This is a genomic window from Myxococcales bacterium, from assembly GCA_012513515.1.
Classification (GTDB): domain Bacteria; phylum UBA10199; class UBA10199; order 2-02-FULL-44-16; family JAAZCA01; genus JAAZCA01.
Map to the genome: position 1 here is coordinate 1 of JAAZCA010000001.1, position 22,809 is coordinate 22,809.

The window sequence follows — 22,809 nt, forward strand, 5'->3', positions numbered from 1 at the left end:
ATAGGGCATCTCAGAAATGGACTATGCCGATAAGAAATTGGAAGCCCGCACTGAACAGATTCGCCATAGAGTATGGAGTAAACTTTGAATTCTAAAATCGCAGTTACACAGAATTATTTACAGGCTCGTAAAACCGACAACGGCGATCCAATCGAACATATGATATGTCTTCCGGCAAGCTCTCCCATAAATCGCTCGCCCATTTCTTCAACGGAATTAAGTTCATCTTTTTGCAGCACCGACACCTTGTTGCCCACAAGAGGATATCCATTTAGTTTCAGCGCTTCATCGTAGGCTCCGGAAAAAGCAAAGCGCCTGCCTGCGATATAGATTATGTCGGATTCCAATGCGCGTATGTCATGCAAAAATCTCGCCGCACTGTGAACAAAGCCATCCGAAAATCTCTCGTCATCTATGTCGGCGACAACTACTGGGCTTACCCCGGCCTCCTTCGCCTGCCGCAACCTTTCTAATATCACGGAGGTTTGTTCCTGCCTTAAAACCGCGGGGAGATCTTCAAAATCAAGCCTGTCGATGCCGCCAATGGACTCAAGCTCTCTGGCGAGAAGGACCGGGTCTGTGGTTAAAATTCCATCTCCTATACCGGCAGCGCCCGGAGGCATATCACCCTGAACATGGATGCGTATGCCATTGCCCCCACCTCTAAGCTTGGAATATCCGTTTAGATGATTGGGAGTATTATCCATGAAAGCCACATGCCACACCTCCTTATGACTGGCCAAGTACTCCCTAACCATAACCATCTTCTCCGGCTCCTTTTGAGAACCGGAGCTCCAATCTATCTTGGCGCCCTTATGAAAAAGTGGTTCGCTATTTTCATCCCAGAGCCCTACATAGCGAAGCGCGAGCTCGGCAGCGGAAAGCCCGTTAGGCAGGCTATCATCCTGATCGCTTCTCAACGAAACGTAGACGGTCCTCAATGGAATTCCTTTTTTCTGGAGCCTTCTGCGCAGGAGTTTTACGAGATTGATCGTGCCCCATATAGGATTCGCTCCTTCTACCCTCCTCGAAGGATCGAAAAAATGCTTGTCGTGATGACCTTGCGCAGGCGCAACAATCTCTTCGTCAAAAACACCTATCTTAGCTAGTATATCTTTGGCATTCCAACCCAAGAGATCTACTCCCAAATCCTCCTTTTCAGAGATGCTCTTTTTTATCTCCGAAGCGCGAGGTCCATCGTAGCTTGCAAGCCATTCATCGAAAAGTCGCCTGGTAAATCTCCTCACATTGAAAAGGGTTCCGTCTATATCCAAAAACATGGTCGGTATTTTTTTTGCTCTTTCAAATCCCGTTGTCGCAGACCTCTCAAGCCTCTCCAATACATAGGCCGCGCTGACATTTTCCGTGAAACCGCCTGAAAGCTTCACCTCTGTGGAAGTGGGCACGCCGAGCTCCGTCTGACCTGGAGCCCTTATCGAAAAATGCGCCACTACGTTATCGTCACCCGATAGGCTTGAAATGTATATCCTGTAAGGTAGGACCAGCCTTGCGCCGTTGGGAATTACCAGCATGCGCGCCCTCTGCGCAACCATATCCAGAACTTCGTTATCGCTGACTAGGTCCCTCATGCACGTAGCGAGCTGCCCTGTCAGCACCAAAGAGCTGGCACGCCATGACTCCATAGCAACTTCCGCTATGAAAAATTCGTCTCGAGGTTTGAAGCGCTGGAGTTCGACCTGGTGTCTCCCGGTTTCAGGATTGAAAATGAACTGCACCATCGAGTTCTGATTTTTGCCCATCCATCTGCCGACATAAGAAGGAAGGTAATGCTGGGGGTAGGTGGTGATATCTACCTTACCACCCCTGCTTGTGGCGCGTGGCAACTTTTTATTCCCTAGTTCTAAATTGCCGCTGCTTCTACCTTCCAATATAATCCGAGAAATCTTCTGCAAAATCTCCTGAAATTTACCCGGGGAATCTATGCTCTCGACATATTCTTTCATCAGAGCGGGATAGGCTGTTACGGCCCATGTCCAATCCTTCAGCCCTATATCCTCTGAAATGATCCGCTCGGACGCATTGATAAAATTCCGCTCTTCGTCGGAAAGTCCGGCGCCCGCAGATTTGGCCTGGTTATAGGGAATTATCACTATTGGTCTCAAAGACATCCGATCCTCCAAGCTATGATTTATGAAAATTATCTCCGGCACGCCCTTATCGGCGCATCGGAAAAAAGGTTGTGTGCTCCCTTAATGAGTTCCTCCTATTGGTTTCTTTTCTTATTCGACGCGACATCCAACAATCAATAGTTTTTATTCTTTTGACAAATTTTCAGTAAAGTGGCGAAAAATATCCGCTTGATATCCAAGCAAGACAGACAACTTTTTAAAAAAAATGCCGATAACTATAGCGGAGGAGGAGAAAGTCCATATGCTGCCACCTGAGGTGCTGGACAAGATAAGACGGGAAAGAGAGGAGAGAGAGCGTCCCTCTTTCAAAATTCCTCTCTATCTACCTGAAATAGTTGATGAAGATTTCTATCAGGAGGATGAAAAGTCCGTGATATCCAGAGTGGTGGTAATAGATCTCATGTAAACATCGTAAAAATACAAAAAACGGCAAAATCTTATCGATTTTGCCGTTTTTTTATTATTTGATCAAATTAAGGAACCTCGACCATGGACAATTGACCATCGACCAAAACATCAAGAAGCTAGAATTCGGAGGTTACTTAGATCAAAAGTGGCGCAATAACGAGGGCAAGCACGCTCATAAGTTTAATCAAAATGTTGAGCGATGGACCGGCGGTATCCTTGAAAGGATCGCCAACGGTATCGCCGGTGACAGCGGCTGAATGCCTCAGGCTCCCCTTCCCTGTATTTTCGCCAGGATTTTGGGGTTCCCCCTCGATCTGTTTTTTGGCGTTATCCCACGCCCCTCCAGAGTTTGCCATAAATATCGCCATCAAGACGCCAGTCACCGTAACGCCGGCCAAAAGACCGCCAAGGGCTGCCAAGTCCCCCCATACCCACTTAGATACAAAGCCCACTACGACCGGAGCAAGGATGGCCAAAACCCCCGGCAAGACCATCTGACGTATCGCCGCTGATGTTGAGATATCGACGCACTTTGCATAGTCAGCCCTAGCATTTCCCTCCATGAGTCCGGGAATTCCGCGAAACTGTCTTCTTACCTCCTCTATCATTCTATTGGCCGCCTTGCTGACCGCCTTCATCGCCATAGCGCTGAAAAGGAAGGGCAACATCCCACCTATCAAAAGTCCGGCAATTACATCGGGACGAGTGATATCTATCGTCTTGAGTCCTGCCTGCTCACGGAAAGCCGCAAAGAGCGAAAGTGCTGTAAGCGCTGCTGACCCTATCGCAAAGCCCTTTCCAATGGCAGCCGTAGTATTGCCCACGGAGTCGAGTAGATCGGTTCTTTTCCTTACCTCTTCACCAAGTCCGCTCATCTGAGCGATGCCGCCGGAATTATCCGCAATGGGGCCATAGGCATCCACAGAGAGCTGGATGCCTGTAGTCGAAAGCATTCCAAACGCAGCTATCGCTATTCCGTAGAGCCCCGCGAAATAATAGCTCGCAATTATCGCGACAACTATCGATGTAAGCGGCAGTGCGGTGGAACGCATACCTACAGCTATTCCAGATATTATGTTTGTGGCTGATCCTGTTCTGGATGAAACGACTATCTCTCTGACCGGAGGCTTGTCCATCGCACAGTAGTATTCCGTAAACAGCCCAACCGCTACTCCAGCCAGAAGCCCGGCAACCACAGCACCCCAAATTCTGAATGCGCTGACTACGCTGCCCTGAAACACGAAGCCTTCCGAGGCCATCGCATTGATTACAAAATACGCCGCAATCACAAAAATTACCGCAGCGAGAAATGACCCGGTATTTAAAGCGCGCTGCGGATTGCCGCCCTCGCTGGTCTTAACAAAAAATGTCCCTATTATGGATGCGATGATTCCTATCGCGGCAAGGACCACGGGAAGAGAAACCGCCACAAATCCAGCGGATACACCAAGCACCATAGCGCTTACCAACGCACCTACGTATGATTCAAATAAATCAGCGCCCATGCCGCAGACATCGCCTACGTTGTCTCCGACATTGTCGGCTATCGTCGCGGGATTTCTTGGATCATCCTCCGGAATATTTTTTTCCACCTTGCCGACCAAGTCAGCTCCGACATCGGCGGCCTTCGTGTATATACCCCCTCCGACCCTCGCAAACAGGGCTATCGAAGATGCGCCAAAAGAAAATCCGACGAGTATAGGCAGAACCGTATCTTTCAAAGTATCGGGGTGTGAGCCGAAGCAATAAATAAGAATTAAAAAGACTACTCCCAACCCGAGAACTCCCAGCCCAACTACGCTCATTCCCATCACCGCACCACCGCGAAAGGCGATGCCAAGTGCCTTGTTAAGGCTTTCCCTCGCAGCGTTGGCGGTTCTGACGTTTGCCTTGGTAGCAACACGCATCCCTAAATATCCGGCGAGGGCGGAGCAGAAAGCGCCTATCATGAATGATACGGCCACCAGGCGCACAGCACCCTTGTTTATAATCGCAAAGATAAAGGCGACGATTACAACGAATACGGCGAGTGTTTTGTACTCTCTGGCTATGAAGGCCATGGCCCCCTCACGTATAGCGCGGGCGACCTCCTTCATTCTTTCAGTGCCTGGATCTGCTGATGAAACTTGATGAGTCAGAAATGCCGCGTACGCCAGGGCGCAAATAGCGCCGATAACGGCCATCCACACAACAAAGATGCGCTCTGCCATAGACATCTACCTCCTTTGCTGGTGATAGATCCATAACCCGCAAAATATCAGAGTAGAAATAAGCAGACAAAAGCAAAAACAGCGTAAGTCTCCGGCATAACCGCCGCAACTATAGCATTCCCCAGTGTATTTCTTCCCTCTCCTATGGCCCTGACTCCGGCGACACATACCCTGCCTTGGTATATCGCGCTTATAAAACAAACGATGCCAATCCATAATAGCAACGCACCTATCGACGGGTTTGAAGCAAAGGCGTCTTTTTTAAGAATTCCGCCGAGCAGCGAATATATCCCCTGAGTACTTGGAAGGACTACGAGAGGCACAACTGAAAAAAACTTTTTCTCGCCTATGCCGATGGCCGCCTGGAAGGCTATCGAGAGACCCAACGCCGAACCGACGAGGCCGAGGCATACCCCACCATAAAAGGCCAACTGACTGAAGAAGGACAGATCCATTTAACACCTCCGATTAAGATAATGTTATTACACATTAAAATATAATATCCACCGCATAGTTTATATCTTTTCGAGAGGCTTGTACGGCGCGCCCGACAGCTGCACGCATTTTGGAAAGGCCTCGACAGCGTGCAGTCTGGCAGGGTGAACCAAAGCCCCCATAACCCCCATGGCGAAATTAAATGAATGGCCCAGGAGAAGGACGATTATCGATAGCAGGATTCCTACCACAGGAACCGCGCCTCTGACGTCCACCGCAAGCACGTTGATGACAGAAGCTATCGCACCCGAGGCCACTCCAAGCCCGAAAAGTCTGGCATAGGACATCACATCCCCCAGAAGTCCGGTGAGGCCGTAAACTCCCCAAATCCCAGCGCCAAGCCTCTTGAGGGGATTTTTGGCGTCCGATGAAAAAGTTAATATCAATAATATCCCGGCCCCTGCGATGTACGGCCATATTGAGTATTTGATCATCGCGAGCGCGCCGCCCCACAAGACGAATAAGGTACCCGCTTTTATCATCCTTTCGGAAAAATTATTCGACGATATTATGGAAATCATAAGCGCTATGCTGATATGCAGAACCCCGGCCACGATAGAAATTTTAAACAGCAGCATGGGATCTCCAACGTCCGGGGCCACATCGACCAGTATCCACTCCCTCTGAGCAAATGGAATTCCGAAAATTGATCCTGTGGCGAGACCCCATACGACGGTGGTAAGCCCTAACAAAATGGTCATATTCGACACGAACCTGATAGCGGGAATTTTTGCCGACAACAATTTCTTGGCTACGGCACCTATCAAAATCATGATCGCGCCGTACCCGGCATCGGAAAGACATATCCCAAAAAATAGCATCATCGACGGGGCAAAAAAGAGCGCCGGATCTATCCCTCCGTATTTCGGAAAACCGAGAATGTGCAAAAGAGGTTCGAATACACTGGCGAGCCATGAATTTTTCGTCTTGATCGGAGGGCTTTCATCCTCCATGGGGTCCCTCGCCTTCATGAAAACGCCCGGGAATGATTTGTGCACCATTTCTGCGACATGTTCGATGTTGTCGGCAGGGACCCACCCGGCAAAGGCGGAGACAGACTCATCTTCAAATGCCCTGCCCAGCGTTTCATAAAAATCGCGCTCTTCTGTAAGGGCGGCATTCTTTTTCCTATAGCTTGGCAAATGCACCGTGGCTGAATCAATCTGCGCTGAAATTGATTCGAGGCGTCGCCTCAAATCGGAGAGCTCCTCCTTGAGTGCTGAAAGGCTTGACTTAGGAACCTCTCGTTCGACAGCGAATGGAATCTTCACCGGACCTTTTAATGAGAATGTTGCGAAGCATACATCATCATGCCTGCTTATCACATGAATATGCACTTCCGATTTCTTGGCATACTCCTCAAATTCCTTCTTTGGCGCACCCCATAACTGCAATGACACCCCGCTGCCGGATAGATTCCCAACATCTTCCGGATCAAAATCTCCAAGGCAGGCCTGTTTTTCTATTTCCCTCTCGACTTTGGCAATGCCATCGATGAATTTCTTTTCATCCGAAAGCCATGATTCAACATCCCAAATGCTGGGTAAAATCGCCGAGTCAGATATATGATTTTTTACATTCCTATCCGAGAGTGACTTGATGACTGTATTTTGGACATGGAGTTTGTGCTCCAGATTTTTTAGCTGCTCGCTTTCGGTTGCCCTTTTGAGATGCTCAGGGTGGAGGACTCCGATATCCTGAAGGCCGCGCAAAACGGCCTCCGACTCGCGAACATGCGAGAGGAACAGCACATATTTCATCGCCACTATCGCCATATTTATGCCGTTTCGAACGTGCTCTTTTCGGCGAGCATTTCCGCCTGCGCTATTTTGGCCACCATGACCGTGGCCCGCTCGTTGTCCTCGAGCCTGCCTTTTATGTATCTGATCTCGCCCTTGTACATCGGTATGAGCCTCTTCTCAAACAGGTTAATCCTCTGTGTAGTGACCGAAAGCTCCTCGCCGAGGAGTTCAAGCCCCTTTTTCATGGCGGCGTATTTTTCATTGGCCTCAAGAAGTTCTTTCCTCAGATTTACAAACAGATCAAAAGAGGGGGGCGTCATAAGGACGGAATATCCCCGCACCTCGAAATCGACGCTCTCAACGGAACTTATAATTACGCCCGCTATGTTGAGCGTCGCAAGCGTCTTATCCTTGATTAAGACGAGAAAATCTATCTCCGGATGCGGATTTTGTTCGTAGTGATCCGAAAGCTTCTGACAGAGGCTTTCAAGCTCTGCCATCTTTTCTTCCCATGCCAGTATCTCACGATTGAGCTGCTTTCTGCGCAGGTCGAGCGTCGGCACGGCTCTGGAAAGCCTCTCCGCACGAAGCTTGGACATCCTCATTGCGCCTTTGGTCACAGTCGGCATTCAGATTATTCCTTATAAAACTTATCGAGTATCTCTTTCTTTATCCTGAGAACCCTTCTTGGAAGTATCTTTATCAGTTCCCATCCGAGGTCCAGAGTTTGTTCCAAAGTCAGATCCTGGTCGGCAGGTAAAAATCTTCTTTCAAATTCATCGGCGAACTTCAGATAGGCGATGTCAACTTCGTCTGTGATGGAAAAGCCCATCTCTTTCTGTTCGCGCAACGAGAGAGCGTTCGCATATGCCGAAACGCATGCATCCATGATGGAGCCGTGGTCGGAACGCGTTTCCTTTCCAACGACGAGTCCCTTCAACCTAGAAAGACATTTCATTATGACGAACTTTCCCTTTTCAACGGGAAGCTGCCCCTCCGTTATGTAGCCGGTAAGGTTTGCGACTATGTGCGAGAGGTCATTGTCCGGGACGGAGTTCACTCCTATGATCGTCACCGATCCGCGCTCTCCTCCAAAATTAACGGCGCGTTCGTATATCCTGGCGAGCTTGCTATAGAGATCTCCCGGATATCCGTCGCGGCTGGGAATTTTGCCCTGCGCGTTGGAAACCTCCATCAGCGCATCGGCATACCTAAGCATGTCCGCTATCACCACCAGGACGTGCTGGCCTAGTAACGCGAGTTTTTCCGCATAAGCGCAGCATATGTGCGGAACGTTAAGCCTCTCGATAGGGGATTCGCTCCCGAGATTTACGACCATCACCATTCTTTCTGCCGCCTCCTCAAGGACTTCCCTGAAGAAGATGTATTCTTCGTTGAGCAGCCCCAGCCCTCCGAAGACCACGCTGAAATTCTCCTGACCGGCAACTCTTGCCTGGCGTATTATCCTGGCGACTATGTTGTTGATATCTTCGCCCGGCAATTTGTAGATCGGTATCTTCTGCCCTCTTACGATTGTATTTGCTCCGTCTATTGAAGGGATGCCTGTCTCTATGTAGCCTTGCCCCATCGCCCTTCGGGAGGGATTGACTACCGGCCCTTCGACCGGAATCATCTCGCCCTTGACTGCAGGGCGCCCGTCCCTCGGCTTTCCGATTCCGTCGAATATCCTTCCCATTATCAGCTTGGAATCGAATGGAAGTTCGAACGGCTTGCCGGTGAATTCGGTCCTCTGAGTGGTTACGACTCCGAGGCTCCCCTGAAGCGACTGAAGAAAGACCGTGTCCCCTTGAATCTTTACGACCTTTGCCGAACCAAAACCCGGAAGGTGAGCCTCCTCTCCCATTCCGACGCCGGTGACGCCGCGGACCTGGAGGATAGGCCCCTCAATATTTTCTATATCGCAGTAGACGACTTTCACCTCGCCACCTCGCCTTCCCGAACATCAGCCGCAGGTGCGGAAGCGCTCGTGATCGATTCTATGATCCTGTCATATCCAGCCTTGTAGTCGCTGGCGTAGTTGGCCTGAACGATCTCAAAGAGAAGGTCTTCCTGCCGCCTTCTCATCGACCTCTTGTCCTCAAGCGGAAAGATGTCCAAAATATGCACCAGAAATCTCATCATGTCGTAATGCCGCTCCAGTGAACTCGCCCTGTCATTCTCGTCGAATGTGTTCTGATTCAGATATCCCTTCTGGACGATTTCGCCGAGGAGATACCTGCGATATTCCTCATCGCCGATTCCCTTTTCGCCCAGGATTTCCATCTGATCTCTTATGCGCTCTCCCTCAACGACCGAGGACTTCAGCGCGGAAACAAACTTCAGCCACAGCGGAAGATCTTTCTGCTCGAATCGCCTCTGCAAAACTTCTACGGACGTGTCGAGATATTTCGAGTGGCATTCTAGAGGATCGAATGCGGGGAAAAGACGAGCGGCCGCCCTCTTTCTCGAAAGTATCAGGGCAACCTTAGCTGTTTGAATTGCCGCCTGAGTCGGCGGATCTCCGGAGATGTCTCCTCCGTCTGGGGAAAGCGCGGCGATGATAGTCATACTCCCGCGACGCTCCGGCCCCGAGCCCAGGCATGCTATAGATCCGGCCCGTTCAAACCAGCGGGTCAGATATGCTCCTATGTAAGCGGGGAACGCCTGAGGACCTGGAATCTCGCCAAGCCTTCCGCTGATCTCCCTCATTCCCTGCGCCTGGCGGGAAAGGCTGTCGGTGAGAAGAAGAACATCGTATCCCATGTCGCGAAAATATTCGCCGACAGTTGCACCGACAAGAATTGATCCCTCTCTGGCCGCCACCGGCATTGCGCTAGTATTGACGAATAAAACGGTTCTTTCTACGAGAGGCCTTCCCGTTTCCGGATCTATCAGTTTCGGGAATTCGTGCATCAACTCTACCATTTCGCCTGCGCGCTCGCCGCAACCTACGTATATCACAATCTTGACCTTGCTATGCCTCGCAAGATCGTGTTGGCACATCGTCTTTCCGGTTCCAAAATCTCCCGGCACACACGCCGTCCCTCCAAGCATGACGGGATTGAATGCGTCTATTATCCTTATTCCGGTATTCAGCACATCGGAAAGCTGTAGCCTGCTTTTTACGGGGCGTGGCATCCTGATCGGCCATCTCTGCAACATCTTGAGTTCCGAGATCTTGCCGTCATCTGAAACCAGCTCTGCAATTTTATCTTCGATGACGAATTCGCCTGCGGCAATCCCCCTGATTGTTCCGCTTGGAGAATTGGCTGGCACCATTATCTTGTGAACAACGAGTTCAGTCTCCTTCACCTCGCCGATGATATCTCCAGCTAAGACGCGGGCGCCATCTTCGACCAGCGGTTTAAAGCTCCACTTCTTCTTTTTATCGAGCGGAGGGACGATCACGCCCTGAGGAAGAAAATCGCCGTAACCTGAAAGCCTGTTGCCAAGCCCGTCCAGCGTGGCACCTATCAGCCCAGGGCCCAGCTCCATCTCTATAAGATGCCCCGTCAGTATGACGTTGTCGCCGACCATAAGACCCGTGGTATCCTCATAGCACTGAAGGTCGGCGAGGTTTCCCCTGACCCTGATAACCTCGCCGCGCAGGTGGGCCGAACCTATGAAGGCCTCTTCGTTCATCATACAGGGGACGCCTTGACTTCCATGGCCGTGAAGGCTAACGACAACCAGGTTGTCATCCACCATGACTATTTTTACTATTCGCTCTTTCAAAGCCCCTCTCCATGTGTCTAGGTCAAATAGGAAAATTCCCTGTAAGTCATATACTGAGTGACGTAGCTCATAATCTCGTCAAACGTAAATGAATACTCGGGAGCAAGCTCCTTCGCTTTTTTTATGCGAAGAGAAGCGACCATTGCATCAATATCCTTCCACGCGTTGAATCCGCGTTCGAATTTAGAAGAGAGCCCTTCCGCAAGCGACTTGAATTCATGTGACCATACAAAACCTTCATCGTCAAAACGTGACTCATCGCCCTTGGCATACTGGAAAAGGGAAGCTCTTCTATCCGCCATGGCATTTCTCTGCGCCATCTCCCATCTCGAGTACGATACCACGAATGAGCTTCTGCACTGTGAAGCCGTATGAATAAGTCGTGAGTAGTACTCCAACCACACGCTTTGAAAACCTCTTGCGATATTTTGATCGGACTTTTCTAGCAGTGTGGATATCCAAGTGGGACGTTTAGATTTATCAATGACGGACGCCTCGTCTATGACGGCAACTCCGTTCGGGTCGATCCCTAGAGACTCCATCTCCATGGCCCTGATATCGCACCTGTAAAAAAGGGCTCGGGCCACTTTCTCAACCTTTCCCCCTTCAGCGCAGACGAGCTGCCAAAGCTCAGCCGGACTGATGGCGACCTTGTCGCCGATTTTTTCAGGAAGCAGAGGCAGCGCTGAGAATAGATATTCGTACGCCATATCAGTCCTTGGGAAATTCCCTTTTGTCGAGTAGGTAGTGGAAGCGCTCGGTTATAAAAGGTTTGAGGGCATCTACTATCGCATCCGCATCGGTGATGCGCAATCCTCCTCGGTCATCCACGGAAATTTTAAAACCGAACAGGCTTAATTCAGAATGAAGCGTTATGGCGCTGTCTATTCGCTCGCGCATCATATTAATCCACTCGCCTATGAATTTTCCCCGAAGCTCGTCCGGAACTGTCAGGCTGATATGCTTTGCGCCCTGTGCCCCTTCGCCCTTTAGAAAGACATCCATCATTTTGCTTATCAGTTCCTTCAAAAAATCAGCGTCCATCATCACACCCTTAACCTTCTCACGCAGCGGATTGATGGCGATGAGATCCTCCAGCTCACTCTTCGCCTTCAGCTTGAAATCGCGGAGGGCAAGCTCGAGTTGAGTTTCAAGACGCTCCATCGTATCGCTGGATTTTTTGGCAGCCGCATTCATGATCAGTTCTGCTTCGGTTCTGGCCTCGTATATTATTCTGGCGGACTCCACCTTCGCATCGTTCAGAACTTTCTCGGCTTCCTCGCGACCACGCGCGATGCCGTCTTTTTTCAAAACATCGATTAGACCAGCAAGATCATTACTTGGGACTTGAGCTTTGTTTTCCACTTTTGAATCCCCCTTACAGAAGGCCGTTTCAATTTCAAACATACTACATCTTACATCATGAGAGAATCTCCATCCTCCTTTGAAAGATCAGGAGATTTGGAATATCTTGAGAGATCAAGATCGGGTTTCCCTTCGGCACCTATCATGCTGCACTTTCCGTGAAAGATCGCGCCCTCTTCTATCATTATACTCTCAGTCACGACGTTGGCAACAAGACGGCCCCCATTTCTAAGGTCGATCTTATTCTTGACCTCCACTGTCCCTTTCACGCTTCCCTCTATTATAGCGACGCCGACCTGGACGCTTCCTTCCACATTGGCCTCCGGGCCTATTATGAGCGTTCCGTCTGAAACGATGTCACCCCTAAAATCACCGTTGATCTGCACCGATCCATCAAATGCGAGCCTCCCCTCTATGCTGCATCCTTTGTCGATCAAGCCGTTGATCTTGACATTATTCCTGCCTGAACGTCCCATCTCATCCTCCAATATTTTATTTTCGTCTCGCCGCGGCGGGCGGCTATTTATCTCACAATATTTCTGTAGATTCTATCCAGATCTTGAGCATTGTAATATTCGATGACCAGCCTGCCGCCCCCCCCTTGCTGGTGTAACTGAACCTTGGTACCGAGAGCTTGCTTCATCTTTTCCACCAAGTCCGTCAAGTGTGGCGAAAGGCTCCGATCCTTCTTTTTCTGCCTTTTCTTCGCCCCTGTGGAATAGTCATGGACCATGACCTCGACATCCCTTACGGTCGGCATCTCCCGCATGATACGTTCGCGCATCTTCAGCTGATCATGAAGAGTCGGCAGTGAAAGTAAAGCGCGCGCGTGGCCTGCGGAATATCTTTCGTTGGCGATATCCTCTTGAACCACATGCGGTAATTTTAAAAGCCTTATGCTATTGGCGACAGCCGCTCTGGATTTGCCGAGTTTTTCCGCCACATCTTCCTGAGTATAACCAAATTGGGCAATCAGCTCCTGATATGCTCTTGCCTCTTCTATTGGATTCAAATCTTCACGCTGAATATTCTCAAGCAGCGAAAGCGCGAGCATCTGTTCGCTATCCACATCTTTAATGAAGACCGGGACCTCTGAAAGTCCCGCGAGCTTCGAGGCGCGAAGTCTGCGTTCCCCGGCTATCAGTTCATAGCGTCCATCGCTCAAGGAGGACACCGCCAGCGGCTGTATGATCCCCTGCTCCCGAATGGAAGCGGAAAGTTCCTTTATCTTCTCCTCATCAAAAACCGTCCTAGGCTGAAGCCTGTTCGGCATTATGGAATCCACCGGAATCATCCTGAACTTTTTTGAAGCTCCCCCTTCACTCTCAATCGGCGGCGGAATCAAAGATTCTAGCCCCCTGCCAAGCCCTCTTTTTAACTGCATCTGACCCTCCGTAACATCATGATATTATTGACTAATATTGTTTTATTCCGATTGAGCTGTAGCTTCGCCGGGCAAAGCTATTCCAACTCCATCAGGCGAATTAAGCATCAAGACCTCTTTGGCCAGTTCAAAATAACTAAGCGCTCCCTTGGAGTTCACATCGTATAACAAAATAGGCTTGCCAAAACTAGGAGCCTCGCTAAGCCTTATATTGCGCGGAATAACTGAATGAAAAACGACATCCTTGAAATGCCTTTGGACCTCGCTCATGACCTGACGAGAAAGGTTATTCCTGCCGTCGAACATGGTAAGGACAATCCCTGATATTCGCAACTCCGGATTTAATCGCCCTCTGACGAGGGATATTGTCCGCTGGAGATCGGCGATCCCCTCGAGGGCATAATATTCGCACTGCACCGGAACAATGACTGAATTTGCCGCAGTTAAGGCGTTCAAGGTTAGTAAGCCGAGCGATGGGGGGCAATCTATTATGATGTAATCAAAATCGGACTGAACGGACTGGATGAGATTTTTAAGGCGCATTTCACGTGAAACAACGCCGACGAGCTCCACCTCCGCGCCCACTAGTTCGGTATTCGAAGGGGCTATCTTTAGATACTTCAATTCCGTCGGCTGAAGTATTGATGTGAGATCTATGCCATCGATGAGTGAGTTGTATATTCCCTTTTCTATGGCGTGTTTATTAAAACCGAGCCCGGTCGTAGCATTCCCCTGGGCATCCATATCTATCAGAAGGGTTCTTTTTTCGGCGGCGGCCAGAGCGGCGGCCAGATTTACAGAGGTCGTAGTCTTTCCAACGCCGCCTTTTTGATTACAAACAGCGATTGTCTCTGCCATTACGACCTCCAATGAAAGAAGGACTATCTAATCCCCAGAGAACAAAAGTGCAAGTGGCTATAGATCAAAAATCGCTTTTTTCACGATAAAAAACCTGAACCGGAACTGAAATCGTCACGATGCGCGCAGAGAATTGTTTCACGTGAAACAATCAAGAAGTATGCCAAGTCAAATGGGAAATAAAACCAATTATTTCAAAGGTTTAGGGGTGGGGGTTATAAAATCACCTCTTTTTTAAGAGTGACTATAGCTCTCTTCTCTCCCCCCTTAAGTTCATATTCGTCGACAGAGGTGAGGGCGAGACCAACCCCCGAAAAACGCCCCTTTGCCGCAGCTAGCTCATGCGCCCACCTGGATCCCTTCATGGCAATACACCTTCCCCCTGCATCTATATAGTTCGCGCCGATTACCACATAATCGGATAACGACCATGTCGCCCTGCTTATCACGGCGTCAAATGCCCCCAGCCCACGCATAAGCCCCTCATCCTCAGCGCGCCCCCATATTACAAAAATATCCTTTAAATTCAATGCCCTACATGCTTCGCTGCAAAATGAGACCTTTTTTCTAGTGGCTTCCACCATCGTCAACTCGATATCGGGGCGCATTATCTTGACCAAAATCCCGGGGAGACCGCCACCGGAGCCTAGATCGACGACCCTCCTGCACCCATCAAGCGGCTTTAGGATGTGCTTCACATCGGCGACATGCTTATCGTAAAATTCGGCCTCCCCTGCAACTGAGATCAGATTCATCTTCGCATTCCACTTTTGCAGGAGATCAAAATATTTTTTTATTTTTTCATCTGCGCTCATAGTCTGATTTTGAGTCCCTCCATCGCCATCCTGCATGCGCCACGAGGGGCGAGCTTCGAAAAAAACTTTTTCGCCTTGATGAATGTTTTTTGCAAATACAGATCATCTGCGTTCGGATCGAAATGAAAAAGAAAAACTTTTTTCACACCGGCCTCCGCGGCGACCGACAGCGGATACTTGTAAGGACTGTGTCCCCAGCCGATCTTATTTTTGTACTCCGCGTCGTCGTACTGTGCATCGTGAATCATGATATCGGCTCCGGCGGCAACACTTACGATTTTTTTTCTGAAAATTTTTCCGCCCGGCTCGTTATCGGTAACATGCACGAGCGATTTTCCATTCGGAAAATTAAACCGCCAGCCAAAAGCTCCCTGAGGATGATTCACTGCAAAAGGGATGACCTCGATTTCTCCAACCTGAAATTTTTTCTCTGGTATCGTAACGATATTTAGTTTCGATGGGATGGCGGAGATCGGAATCGGGAAATAAGGGGGCCGCATCACACGACTGATCGCGGATGAAAAACTCCCATTCGAGTTCTTCGGACCTCCGATTAAAAATATGTTTTTGCTGTTGTATAAGGGTCTGAAGAATGGAAATCCAAAGTAATGATCCCAGTGGATATGGGATAACAAAATCGTCGCACTGAAGCCGCCATTCGGATATCGTCGCATAATAGACTCGCCTAAGGGGCGAATCCCGGTCCCGGCATCACATATAATGATATCACCCCCGTAGCTTATCTCCACGCATGCGGTGTTACCGCCAAATTTTATCGTTTTTCGCCCGGGCACTGGTATCGAACCGCGCACCCCCCAAAACCTGATTTCGGCCTTTGTATTTATCATGAATGATCAATATCACATCGGCGGGAAAAATCCCATTCGACATCACAACAGATGAAAAATATATTGCCCCGACGAATCTCGCATCGCCAGCTTGGGGATAGCTGCAAAGAATTTGCAGCTGTGGGAATAGGGTGATCTTGCTATTTCTTGTAGGTGGAGAGAAATCTTTCAACTTCGGGTATTCCTCCCTGATAGACTAGATATCCGTTATGCGGTTCGCGCTCGGTAATCTCATTCGCTATCGGGGTAAGCATAATCCTCCTCACCTCATCAAGATTGCGCGTCTGGCCCAGAGTCCAGCATAGCTTCATATACGCGGCCTCCGGCAGCATATTCTCGCACGGGATGACGCCAAGTTCGAGAAGGTAGCGTCCGGTATCATAAACATTCATGTGAACGTACCCCCACAGCGTCTGAACGGTCATAACTACAGCGATCCCCTTGTCAACAGCGCGCTTCAGCGCCGGGTTTAGTGCCGAATTGACGTGTCCGAGGCCGGTGCCGGCGATGACTATTCCGTGATATCCTCTATCGATAAGGCTGTCGACCATATCAGGAGCCATCCCGGGGTAATAGTACAGTATCGAAACGCGCTCATCGTAATGAGGATGAATCTTCACTTCGCGATCATTGCGCCTGACTTTGTGCTCCCTCAATGGAACTATCTTGTCCGGCCAAACCATGGCGATAGGAACGTCGCTCAAGGTTCTGAAGGTGGAGCGATAACTGGAATGCATCTTTCTCACGCGAGTGCCCATGTGGAGCAACCCGTAATCGTCTGAGGTTGGGCCAAACATGCAGACCATAATCTCTGCCAGATTTGAGTGTGCAGCTGTGGAAACTGCGTTGAGAAGATTTCTTGCAGCATCCGAACTCGGTCGGTCGCTTGACCGCTGCGAACCAACGATAACGATAGGAACCGGAGTGTCCTGAACCATGTAGGATAGAATCGATGCCGTGTGGTGCATGGTGTCAGTGCCATGACCGATCACGATGCCATCGACTCCTTTCTCGATGAGCTTTCCTATCTCTTCAGCCAGGATCTTGTACTGCTCAGGTCCCATATTTTCAGAGAACACTCCAAAGAGCTTTACCGTGCTCAGATTGCAGATATCGGCCAGCTCCGGAACGGCACCATAAAGTTCACCTGGAGAAAATGCCGGCACGACAGCTCCTGTCGTATAGTCCAGCCTTGAAGCTATCGTCCCGCCAGTGCCGAGGAGAGTAACGTTCTTCTTGCGCTTGTCGTACGGAAATTCTTTTTCTGGAATCGCGTAATACCCCTCGCGGTGGCCGATTCGTTTGATGGACTTGATCGAATCTACATGGACGCCGGTGTTGTAGCCGCTCTCCATCTTGATGACGATATGTTCAGCATCTTCCGTCTTGGAACGAGGAAGTATCAGACCCGAAAAAATCCCCTTTGGAGTGTCGATTTCGATCCGATCCCAAACCGCCACGTCATGCTTCTTTAGAATGGCCAGCCCCGGATCCCTGTAACCCTTGTATTTATCTTCGCTCATGATGGGAAGCCTTCTCACTTGGAAAAGGTCCTGTCAACCGGCTTCGCCATGCACTCGACAGCATCCATTTTCCCAACGCATCGACTAAAAGATTCGGCCCTATTTTTTCTTGCCATCTCAAAGGGTTATATCCTATGACAGGGCCGCGATGACGGAAGGGCTCAAAAAATTAGGATTCATGTGCGGCGTTGAAGTCCATCAACAGCTGCTGACCCAAAAAAAGCTTTTCTGCCGCTGTCCTGCCGGCCTCTACAGCGACCGTCATCATGCCGAGGTGCTGCGCCATATGAGGCCGACACTCTCTGAAATGGGAGTCTACGATGCCTGCGCCTTGATGGAGTTCAAAACTAAAAAAGAAATAATCTACCTCCTGAATAAAAACTCTGTCTGCACGTACGACATGGACGACACTCCGCCTTTTCCGATCAACCGCGAGGCGCTAGACATCGCAATTGAAATCGCACTTCTCGTCGGATGTTCCATAGTCGATGAAATACACATCGTGAGAAAACAATATCTCGACGGATCGATACCGACTGGATTTCAACGAACGGCGATCATCGGCATAAACGGGAGCATCCCATTCGAAGGAAAAAATATCGGAGTGCGTCAGATCTCCATTGAGGAGGACTCCTGTCGAGAGGTTCAAGATACGGGTCACCAAATAAAATTTAGAACAGACAGATTGGGCATGCCGCTGATAGAGGTGGTTACCGAACCCTGCTTCGAAACGCCCGAAGAGGCCGGAAGGGCAGTCAAACACATAGGAAGACTTCTGCGCGCAACCGGCAAAGTCCGCCGCGGGATCGGATCTGTAAGACAGGATGTAAATGTCTCTATCAAGGGTGGTTCGCGGGTGGAAATCAAGGGGGTTCCAAGATATCAGCTCATACCCGCCTTGACCGCCACAGAGGCTATGCGGCAGAAAGCCCTGCTTGAAATACGCGACGAACTAAGGCGCAGAAAGATAACCGCTGAAAATCTTGAAACCTGGGAGAGCGATCTCACCGAGGATTTGAAATCCACCTGTTCGCCTCATCTGAAACAGGCCATCGAGAGCGGCCACAGGATTAGAGGAATAAGGCTCAACAGGCTTGCGGGAATACTGAATCATCCGACGCAACCCGGCAGGATGTTTTCATCAGAATTATCAGGAAGGGTGAGGGTTATCGCCTGCCTCGATGGAATCCCAAACATCTATCATACCGACAATTACCCTGAATATCAGCGCAGCCACATCGACAGAAGGGTCATACGCCTTGCACTGAATCTGAAGGAAGAGGATGTTGGCATAATCGCCTGGGGGCCTGAGGCAGACACCATAACGGCGACGACTGAAATCAAGAACAGGATTCTCGATGCGATCGAGGGAGTGCCACATGAAACCAGGCAGCACATGCGGGAAGGACTCACCGATTTTGAAAGGATTCTGCCAGGCGCAGACAGGATGTATCCCGATACCGATCACCCGCCAATCAGAATAACTCCGGAACACGTCGCGAAAATAAAAGAGGACCTGCCCGAAGCAACATATGAAGTTGAAACAAGGCTGGCGTCCTACGGGATTCCTACGGACTCTATAGAGTTCCTAGCCCTGTCGGACAAAGTCGCACTGATCGACCATCTCCACAAAGCCGGAAAGAATATGAAGCTCGTCGGAAGAATTCTTGGACAGGCTGCAAGAAGCCTGCAACGGCAGGGGATAGACCTGTCCGCCATGAAAAATACTAGATGGACGGAACTGATAGAACAGTGCCACTCGAAAAAAATTCAAGCGAAGCATTTCGAAAATCTCATCATAAATGCTGCGGCCTATCCTGAACGAACGATAGCCGAGCTGGCGGATGATCTGGTAGCGGTGAAAGCTGAGGTCTAGGTTAGGATAAAGAGGTTCCTAGTTCGATTTCTTCCTGCAAAAAATCCCAGTCAGAAAAAATACCGCGCCGGTGATGCTGGCTCCGAGAATCCCCGCAAGTAAAGTCGACCAGTAAGCTCCCTTCACACATGGTATTTCATAGTCCGGCATCGGCGCCTTCAAAATAGCTTCGGAGGAGTTGCCGATAAAACCCATCTTTTCGGCAACCCATTCAAGCCCGTCCGGATGCGACGAAGCGTAGGCAGCGGCAAAAGCGATTACTACAGCGCTAATAACGAATATCAGGACGATTCTTTTCTCATCCATATCACGGTCTCCCCGAGCACACCTTCTGCACTCCAACTCTTTCGACGAAAGAGACGACAAGCGCTGTGATCAGCCCTTCACCTATCCCTATAATCGCATGCACCCCTATCATGGCAGGCATGACAATTCTAGCGGCTATAGTACCGGAGGCTGCGAGCTCTATCGCGCAAGCGGCGGAAGCAATAACCATAGAGGACCATGCGCCGATAAAAATCGCTGCCCAGCGAAACCCGCGCCCGGACAAAGCGCTAAGCGATCTGTAGATAGCCCAGCCTCCCCATGTAGCAAAAAGAGCCATGTTGAGCATGTTGGCGCCGAGCGCGAGCAACCCTCCATCCTGAAAGAGAAGGCACTGAACTATAAGAACGACCGAAATTATTATCGTAGCGGCCATCGGTCCGACGAGAACTGCCGCCAGGAATCCTCCCATAAGGTGACCGGATGTTCCTCCCGCTACTGGAAAATTGAACATCTGTGCAGCAAAGATAAACGCAGCCAGCGCTCCCATAGTTGGGATCATCCTGTCCGCCATGTTTTTCTTGAGAGAGCGAATCGAGGCGCCGACTCCTATTGCAGAAGTCGCGTATGAAACCACGCTTACCGGTATGCTTAAAAATCCGTCCGGGATGTGCATTTCCCTCCCCTCCATCAAGAGGCAGCTGGCTGCCATTTGCCGCGTATGAGATCCCTCATCCTTATCCCCTTGTTATAGAGCCACTGCTGAGTAACGCTCATGACGGTGTTGACAAGGATGTAGAGCACCAGACCCACCGGCAGAAACAACATGAAGATACAGAACATGATCGGCATAATCATCATCATCTTCTTCTGAGCAGGATCGGCCGATGCTGATGGGGTAAGCAACTGTTGTGCGGCCATGAAAAGACCTAGCAGTATCGGCATTATGTAGTACGGATCGGGAGCAGAGAGATCTTTATAAAACCAGAAGAAAGGGGCGCGAAACAGTTCGATGGAATTCCAAAGCACCTTGTAAAGAGCGATGTAGATAGGAAACTGCGCCAGCATCGGAAGGCACCCTCCCATCGGGTTTACTTTGTGCGCCTTGAACAGCGCCATCGTTTCCTGATTGAGCCTCTGTTTGTCATCCTTGAATTTTTTCTGAAGCTCTTTGAGCTGCGGCTGAACCCTCTGCATCTCTTTCATCGACTTGAGAGATTTAGCGTTGATCGGATGCAGCAGCAGCTTCACAAAAATCGTCAGCATGATGATCGCGATGCCGTAGTTGTTGATTATCTCGTGAAAAAACTGGAGTAAATATACGATCGGAATCGCAATTATTGTAAACCAGCCGTAGTCTATCGCCTTGTCCATTTCGACACCAACCCCCTTGAGCAGTTCCAGATCCTTCGGCCCTGCATAGGTCGAAAAGAGCGACTTCCCGATATCGCCAGCCGGGATTATCTTCTCCGGCAGCACTGCGGAGGTCCAAAGAGAGGCTACAGCCCCGCTCCCATCGGCACTTTTTATGACTCCGCTTTCCGATGAGAGCTCCTCTCCCTGAATCCTTGGAATGATCGATGCTATGAAATATCTTCCTTCCAGCGCCGACCAGAGAAGGGAGCCCGTCTCTTTTTTCATAAGCCCCAGTTTGGCGATATCGCTTTCGCGGTGGGCTTTCCCATTCATAAAATAAACCGGGCTCATGGCTTCGACAGGCTGCTGCCTTCCAAGTCCCAAAAAACCTCCGGATTTCATAGGAAGGTACCTGCTCCCCCATGCCATCTTGGGCTTTAGCCTGAGAGGTCTGGATGTGAGGTTTTTCATCTCAATGGAAACGTCGGCTTGATAGGTACCTTTGACAAGCTCGATCGTCTTTAAAATTTCAATCTCGGCAGAGCGCCACCTGAACGAAACATGAGAGTCATCCGCGGATATCATCTCGTACCTGGGGTTTTTAGGGAAAAAGATATCAGCATCGACAAATGAAAGCGCGAAGGCCGGGATGACCTCCGACGCGCTCGAAGAAAGGTCGATCAACGGGCTGTTTTTATCGATGGTCGCGTTGTATTTCTTCATTTTCCAAGAAGTAGCAACGCCGCCGTCGTTGGTAAATTCCGCCTCGATTAGATCGTTGGATATCTTCCAGGTTCTGACCTCGATAGCCGTCTGCGGGTCATCTTCGGCCATTTGCGCCGGAGAGGGAGCCGGGGCTTCAGAGGAAACGGAGGTAGGAGCAGCTGTTGAAGCCTGAACACTTGCTGGCGCCTGCTGCTGGACTGCCGTCTCCTGCCTGGCAACCTCTTTGTTGGGATTTAACACGGTGTACCAAAGGATAAAAAATGCCGTGGCAAGTACGATAGCTAAAACCATTCTATGCTCTGACTTCATTTAAACCCCCATTATTTTGAAGGTGGGTGATCAAGGCCGCCGGGATTCCACGGACCGCACTTGGAAAGCCTCTTCAGCGTCAGACAAAACGCCCGATGCGCTCTGAAATTCTCAAAGGCCTCCACGGCGTATTCGGAGCAGGTCGGATGAAATCTGCACCTTCCGCCAAGCGCCCCTATTATCGGAGCCGCAAGAAGCTGATATAACCGTATCAAAAAGATGAAAAATCTCCGCATGTCAAATTCCTACGAAATCCTGGCGACTAGGCGCTCGAGCGCGGCCCACAAATCGTCTCTGATGTCCATGTTGTCTATCTCGCCTGAGTCAGTCCCGAAGATAACCACGGTCTCTCCGCTCGGAAAATCTTTTTTATTGAGCCTGAAAAAATCACGGGCTACCCGCTTGAGTCGATTACGAGAAACGGCATCGCCGCTTTTTTTCGTCGCGATGAGACCGAGCTTTTTTAGATTTCCAGGCAGAAAAGAAAGCGTCACGAAGCGACCGCGCGACCTGACCCCGCTGCACCTGACTTTTTTAAAGTCGTCGCCGCGCCTGATCCTCTCTTTTGGTGAAAATTTTTTCCGGTCATCGGATGTCATTTCTCGCTGCTGACCGACAGGCTGGCTCTCTTTTTCGCGCGCCTGCTGGAGATCACCTTGCGCCCGCCTTTAGTTTTCATTCTCTTCCTGAAGCCGTGTTTGTTAGTTCTCTTTTTTTTGCTTGGTTGATACGTCCTCTTCATGAC

At 50.0% G+C, this 22,809-nt stretch carries 23 protein-coding genes; 2 read left to right on the forward strand and 21 right to left on the reverse strand.

Annotated elements, in window-relative coordinates; translation table 11 throughout:
• Window positions 1-113: 113 nt before the first annotated feature.
• On the reverse strand, window positions 114-2,129 hold the full coding sequence (locus tag GX659_00005; GenBank protein ID NLD27175.1) for a hypothetical protein: 2,016 nt from the start codon (window positions 2,127-2,129) through the stop codon (window positions 114-116).
• A gap of 226 nt (window positions 2,130-2,355) precedes the next feature.
• Here GX659_00005 and GX659_00010 point away from each other — a divergent pair, with 226 nt between their 5' ends.
• Complete coding sequence (locus tag GX659_00010) at window positions 2,356-2,556, forward strand: hypothetical protein (protein NLD27176.1); 201 nt, start codon at window positions 2,356-2,358, stop codon at window positions 2,554-2,556.
• Window positions 2,557-2,692: 136 nt separating this feature from the next.
• Here the strand turns inward: GX659_00010 and GX659_00015 are convergent, their stop codons facing one another.
• The 14 genes from GX659_00015 to gatD all read right to left on the reverse strand — a co-directional run bounded on the left by GX659_00015 (window position 2,693) and on the right by gatD (window position 17,533).
• A complete protein-coding gene (locus GX659_00015) occupies window positions 2,693-4,741 on the reverse strand; it encodes a sodium-translocating pyrophosphatase (GenBank protein NLD27177.1) in 2,049 nt (682 codons plus the stop codon).
• Window positions 4,742-4,815: 74 nt separating this feature from the next.
• Entirely contained in the window at window positions 4,816-5,223 is a 408-nt protein-coding gene (locus tag GX659_00020; GenBank protein ID NLD27178.1) for a hypothetical protein, read from the reverse strand.
• 60 nt (window positions 5,224-5,283) lie between these two features.
• On the reverse strand, window positions 5,284-7,038 hold the full coding sequence (locus GX659_00025; GenBank protein ID NLD27179.1) for a hypothetical protein: 1,755 nt from the start codon (window positions 7,036-7,038) through the stop codon (window positions 5,284-5,286).
• A 2-nt stretch (window positions 7,039-7,040) separates the two neighbouring features.
• Entirely contained in the window at window positions 7,041-7,625 is a 585-nt protein-coding gene (locus GX659_00030) for a hypothetical protein (protein NLD27180.1), read from the reverse strand.
• Window positions 7,626-7,639: 14 nt separating this feature from the next.
• Window positions 7,640-8,944, reverse strand: a complete 1,305-nt coding sequence (locus GX659_00035) for a V-type ATP synthase subunit B (GenBank protein ID NLD27181.1) — start codon at window positions 8,942-8,944, stop codon at window positions 7,640-7,642.
• Window positions 8,941-10,740, reverse strand: a complete 1,800-nt coding sequence (locus GX659_00040; GenBank protein NLD27182.1) for a V-type ATP synthase subunit A — start codon at window positions 10,738-10,740, stop codon at window positions 8,941-8,943. Before GX659_00040 ends, GX659_00035 begins: the two co-directional genes overlap by 4 nt.
• 17 nt (window positions 10,741-10,757) lie before the next feature.
• Window positions 10,758-11,450 (reverse strand): hypothetical protein, encoded by a 693-nt coding sequence (locus GX659_00045; protein ID NLD27183.1) that lies wholly within the window; start codon window positions 11,448-11,450, stop codon window positions 10,758-10,760.
• Window position 11,451: 1 nt separating this feature from the next.
• Window positions 11,452-12,105, reverse strand: a complete 654-nt coding sequence (locus GX659_00050) for a hypothetical protein (GenBank protein ID NLD27184.1) — start codon at window positions 12,103-12,105, stop codon at window positions 11,452-11,454.
• A gap of 50 nt (window positions 12,106-12,155) precedes the next feature.
• A complete protein-coding gene (locus GX659_00055; protein ID NLD27185.1) occupies window positions 12,156-12,581 on the reverse strand; it encodes a polymer-forming cytoskeletal protein in 426 nt (141 codons plus the stop codon).
• 47 nt (window positions 12,582-12,628) lie between these two features.
• Entirely contained in the window at window positions 12,629-13,489 is an 861-nt protein-coding gene (locus tag GX659_00060) for a ParB/RepB/Spo0J family partition protein (protein ID NLD27186.1), read from the reverse strand.
• A gap of 42 nt (window positions 13,490-13,531) precedes the next feature.
• Window positions 13,532-14,347, reverse strand: coding sequence for a ParA family protein (locus GX659_00065; protein ID NLD27187.1), 816 nt, complete (start codon window positions 14,345-14,347; stop codon window positions 13,532-13,534).
• A 215-nt stretch (window positions 14,348-14,562) separates the two neighbouring features.
• On the reverse strand, window positions 14,563-15,162 hold the full coding sequence (gene rsmG / locus GX659_00070; GenBank protein NLD27188.1) for a 16S rRNA (guanine(527)-N(7))-methyltransferase RsmG: 600 nt from the start codon (window positions 15,160-15,162) through the stop codon (window positions 14,563-14,565).
• A complete protein-coding gene (locus tag GX659_00075) occupies window positions 15,159-16,010 on the reverse strand; it encodes an MBL fold metallo-hydrolase (GenBank protein NLD27189.1) in 852 nt (283 codons plus the stop codon). The genes rsmG and GX659_00075 overlap by 4 nt, the downstream gene beginning before the upstream one ends.
• Window positions 16,011-16,150: 140 nt before the next feature.
• Window positions 16,151-17,533, reverse strand: a complete 1,383-nt coding sequence (gene gatD / locus GX659_00080; GenBank protein ID NLD27190.1) for a Glu-tRNA(Gln) amidotransferase subunit GatD — start codon at window positions 17,531-17,533, stop codon at window positions 16,151-16,153.
• A gap of 148 nt (window positions 17,534-17,681) precedes the next feature.
• On the opposite strand from gatD, the gene gatE reads away from it, so the two are divergent.
• Entirely contained in the window at window positions 17,682-19,409 is a 1,728-nt protein-coding gene (gene gatE, locus GX659_00085; GenBank protein ID NLD27191.1) for a Glu-tRNA(Gln) amidotransferase subunit GatE, read from the forward strand.
• An 18-nt stretch (window positions 19,410-19,427) separates the two neighbouring features.
• Here the strand turns inward: gatE and GX659_00090 are convergent, their stop codons facing one another.
• The 6 genes from GX659_00090 to rpmH are packed head-to-tail and all read right to left on the reverse strand — an operon-like array spanning window position 19,428 to window position 22,806.
• Window positions 19,428-19,715, reverse strand: a complete 288-nt coding sequence (locus GX659_00090) for a hypothetical protein (protein ID NLD27192.1) — start codon at window positions 19,713-19,715, stop codon at window positions 19,428-19,430.
• Window position 19,716: 1 nt separating this feature from the next.
• A complete protein-coding gene (locus GX659_00095) occupies window positions 19,717-20,349 on the reverse strand; it encodes an energy-coupling factor ABC transporter permease (protein NLD27193.1) in 633 nt (210 codons plus the stop codon).
• Window positions 20,350-20,363: 14 nt separating this feature from the next.
• Window positions 20,364-22,064, reverse strand: a complete 1,701-nt coding sequence (gene yidC / locus GX659_00100; GenBank protein NLD27194.1) for a membrane protein insertase YidC — start codon at window positions 22,062-22,064, stop codon at window positions 20,364-20,366.
• Between the two features lie 11 nt (window positions 22,065-22,075).
• The gene (gene yidD / locus GX659_00105; protein NLD27195.1) at window positions 22,076-22,300 is read right to left on the reverse strand and encodes a membrane protein insertion efficiency factor YidD; all 225 of its coding nucleotides are present in this window, start codon (window positions 22,298-22,300) and stop codon (window positions 22,076-22,078) included.
• A gap of 9 nt (window positions 22,301-22,309) precedes the next feature.
• Window positions 22,310-22,663, reverse strand: coding sequence for a ribonuclease P protein component (rnpA, locus tag GX659_00110; GenBank protein NLD27196.1), 354 nt, complete (start codon window positions 22,661-22,663; stop codon window positions 22,310-22,312).
• Window positions 22,660-22,806: a 50S ribosomal protein L34 gene (gene rpmH / locus GX659_00115; protein NLD27197.1), complete on the reverse strand. Its 147-nt coding sequence runs from the start codon at window positions 22,804-22,806 to the stop codon at window positions 22,660-22,662. Before rpmH ends, rnpA begins: the two co-directional genes overlap by 4 nt.
• Window positions 22,807-22,809: the final 3 nt, after the last annotated feature.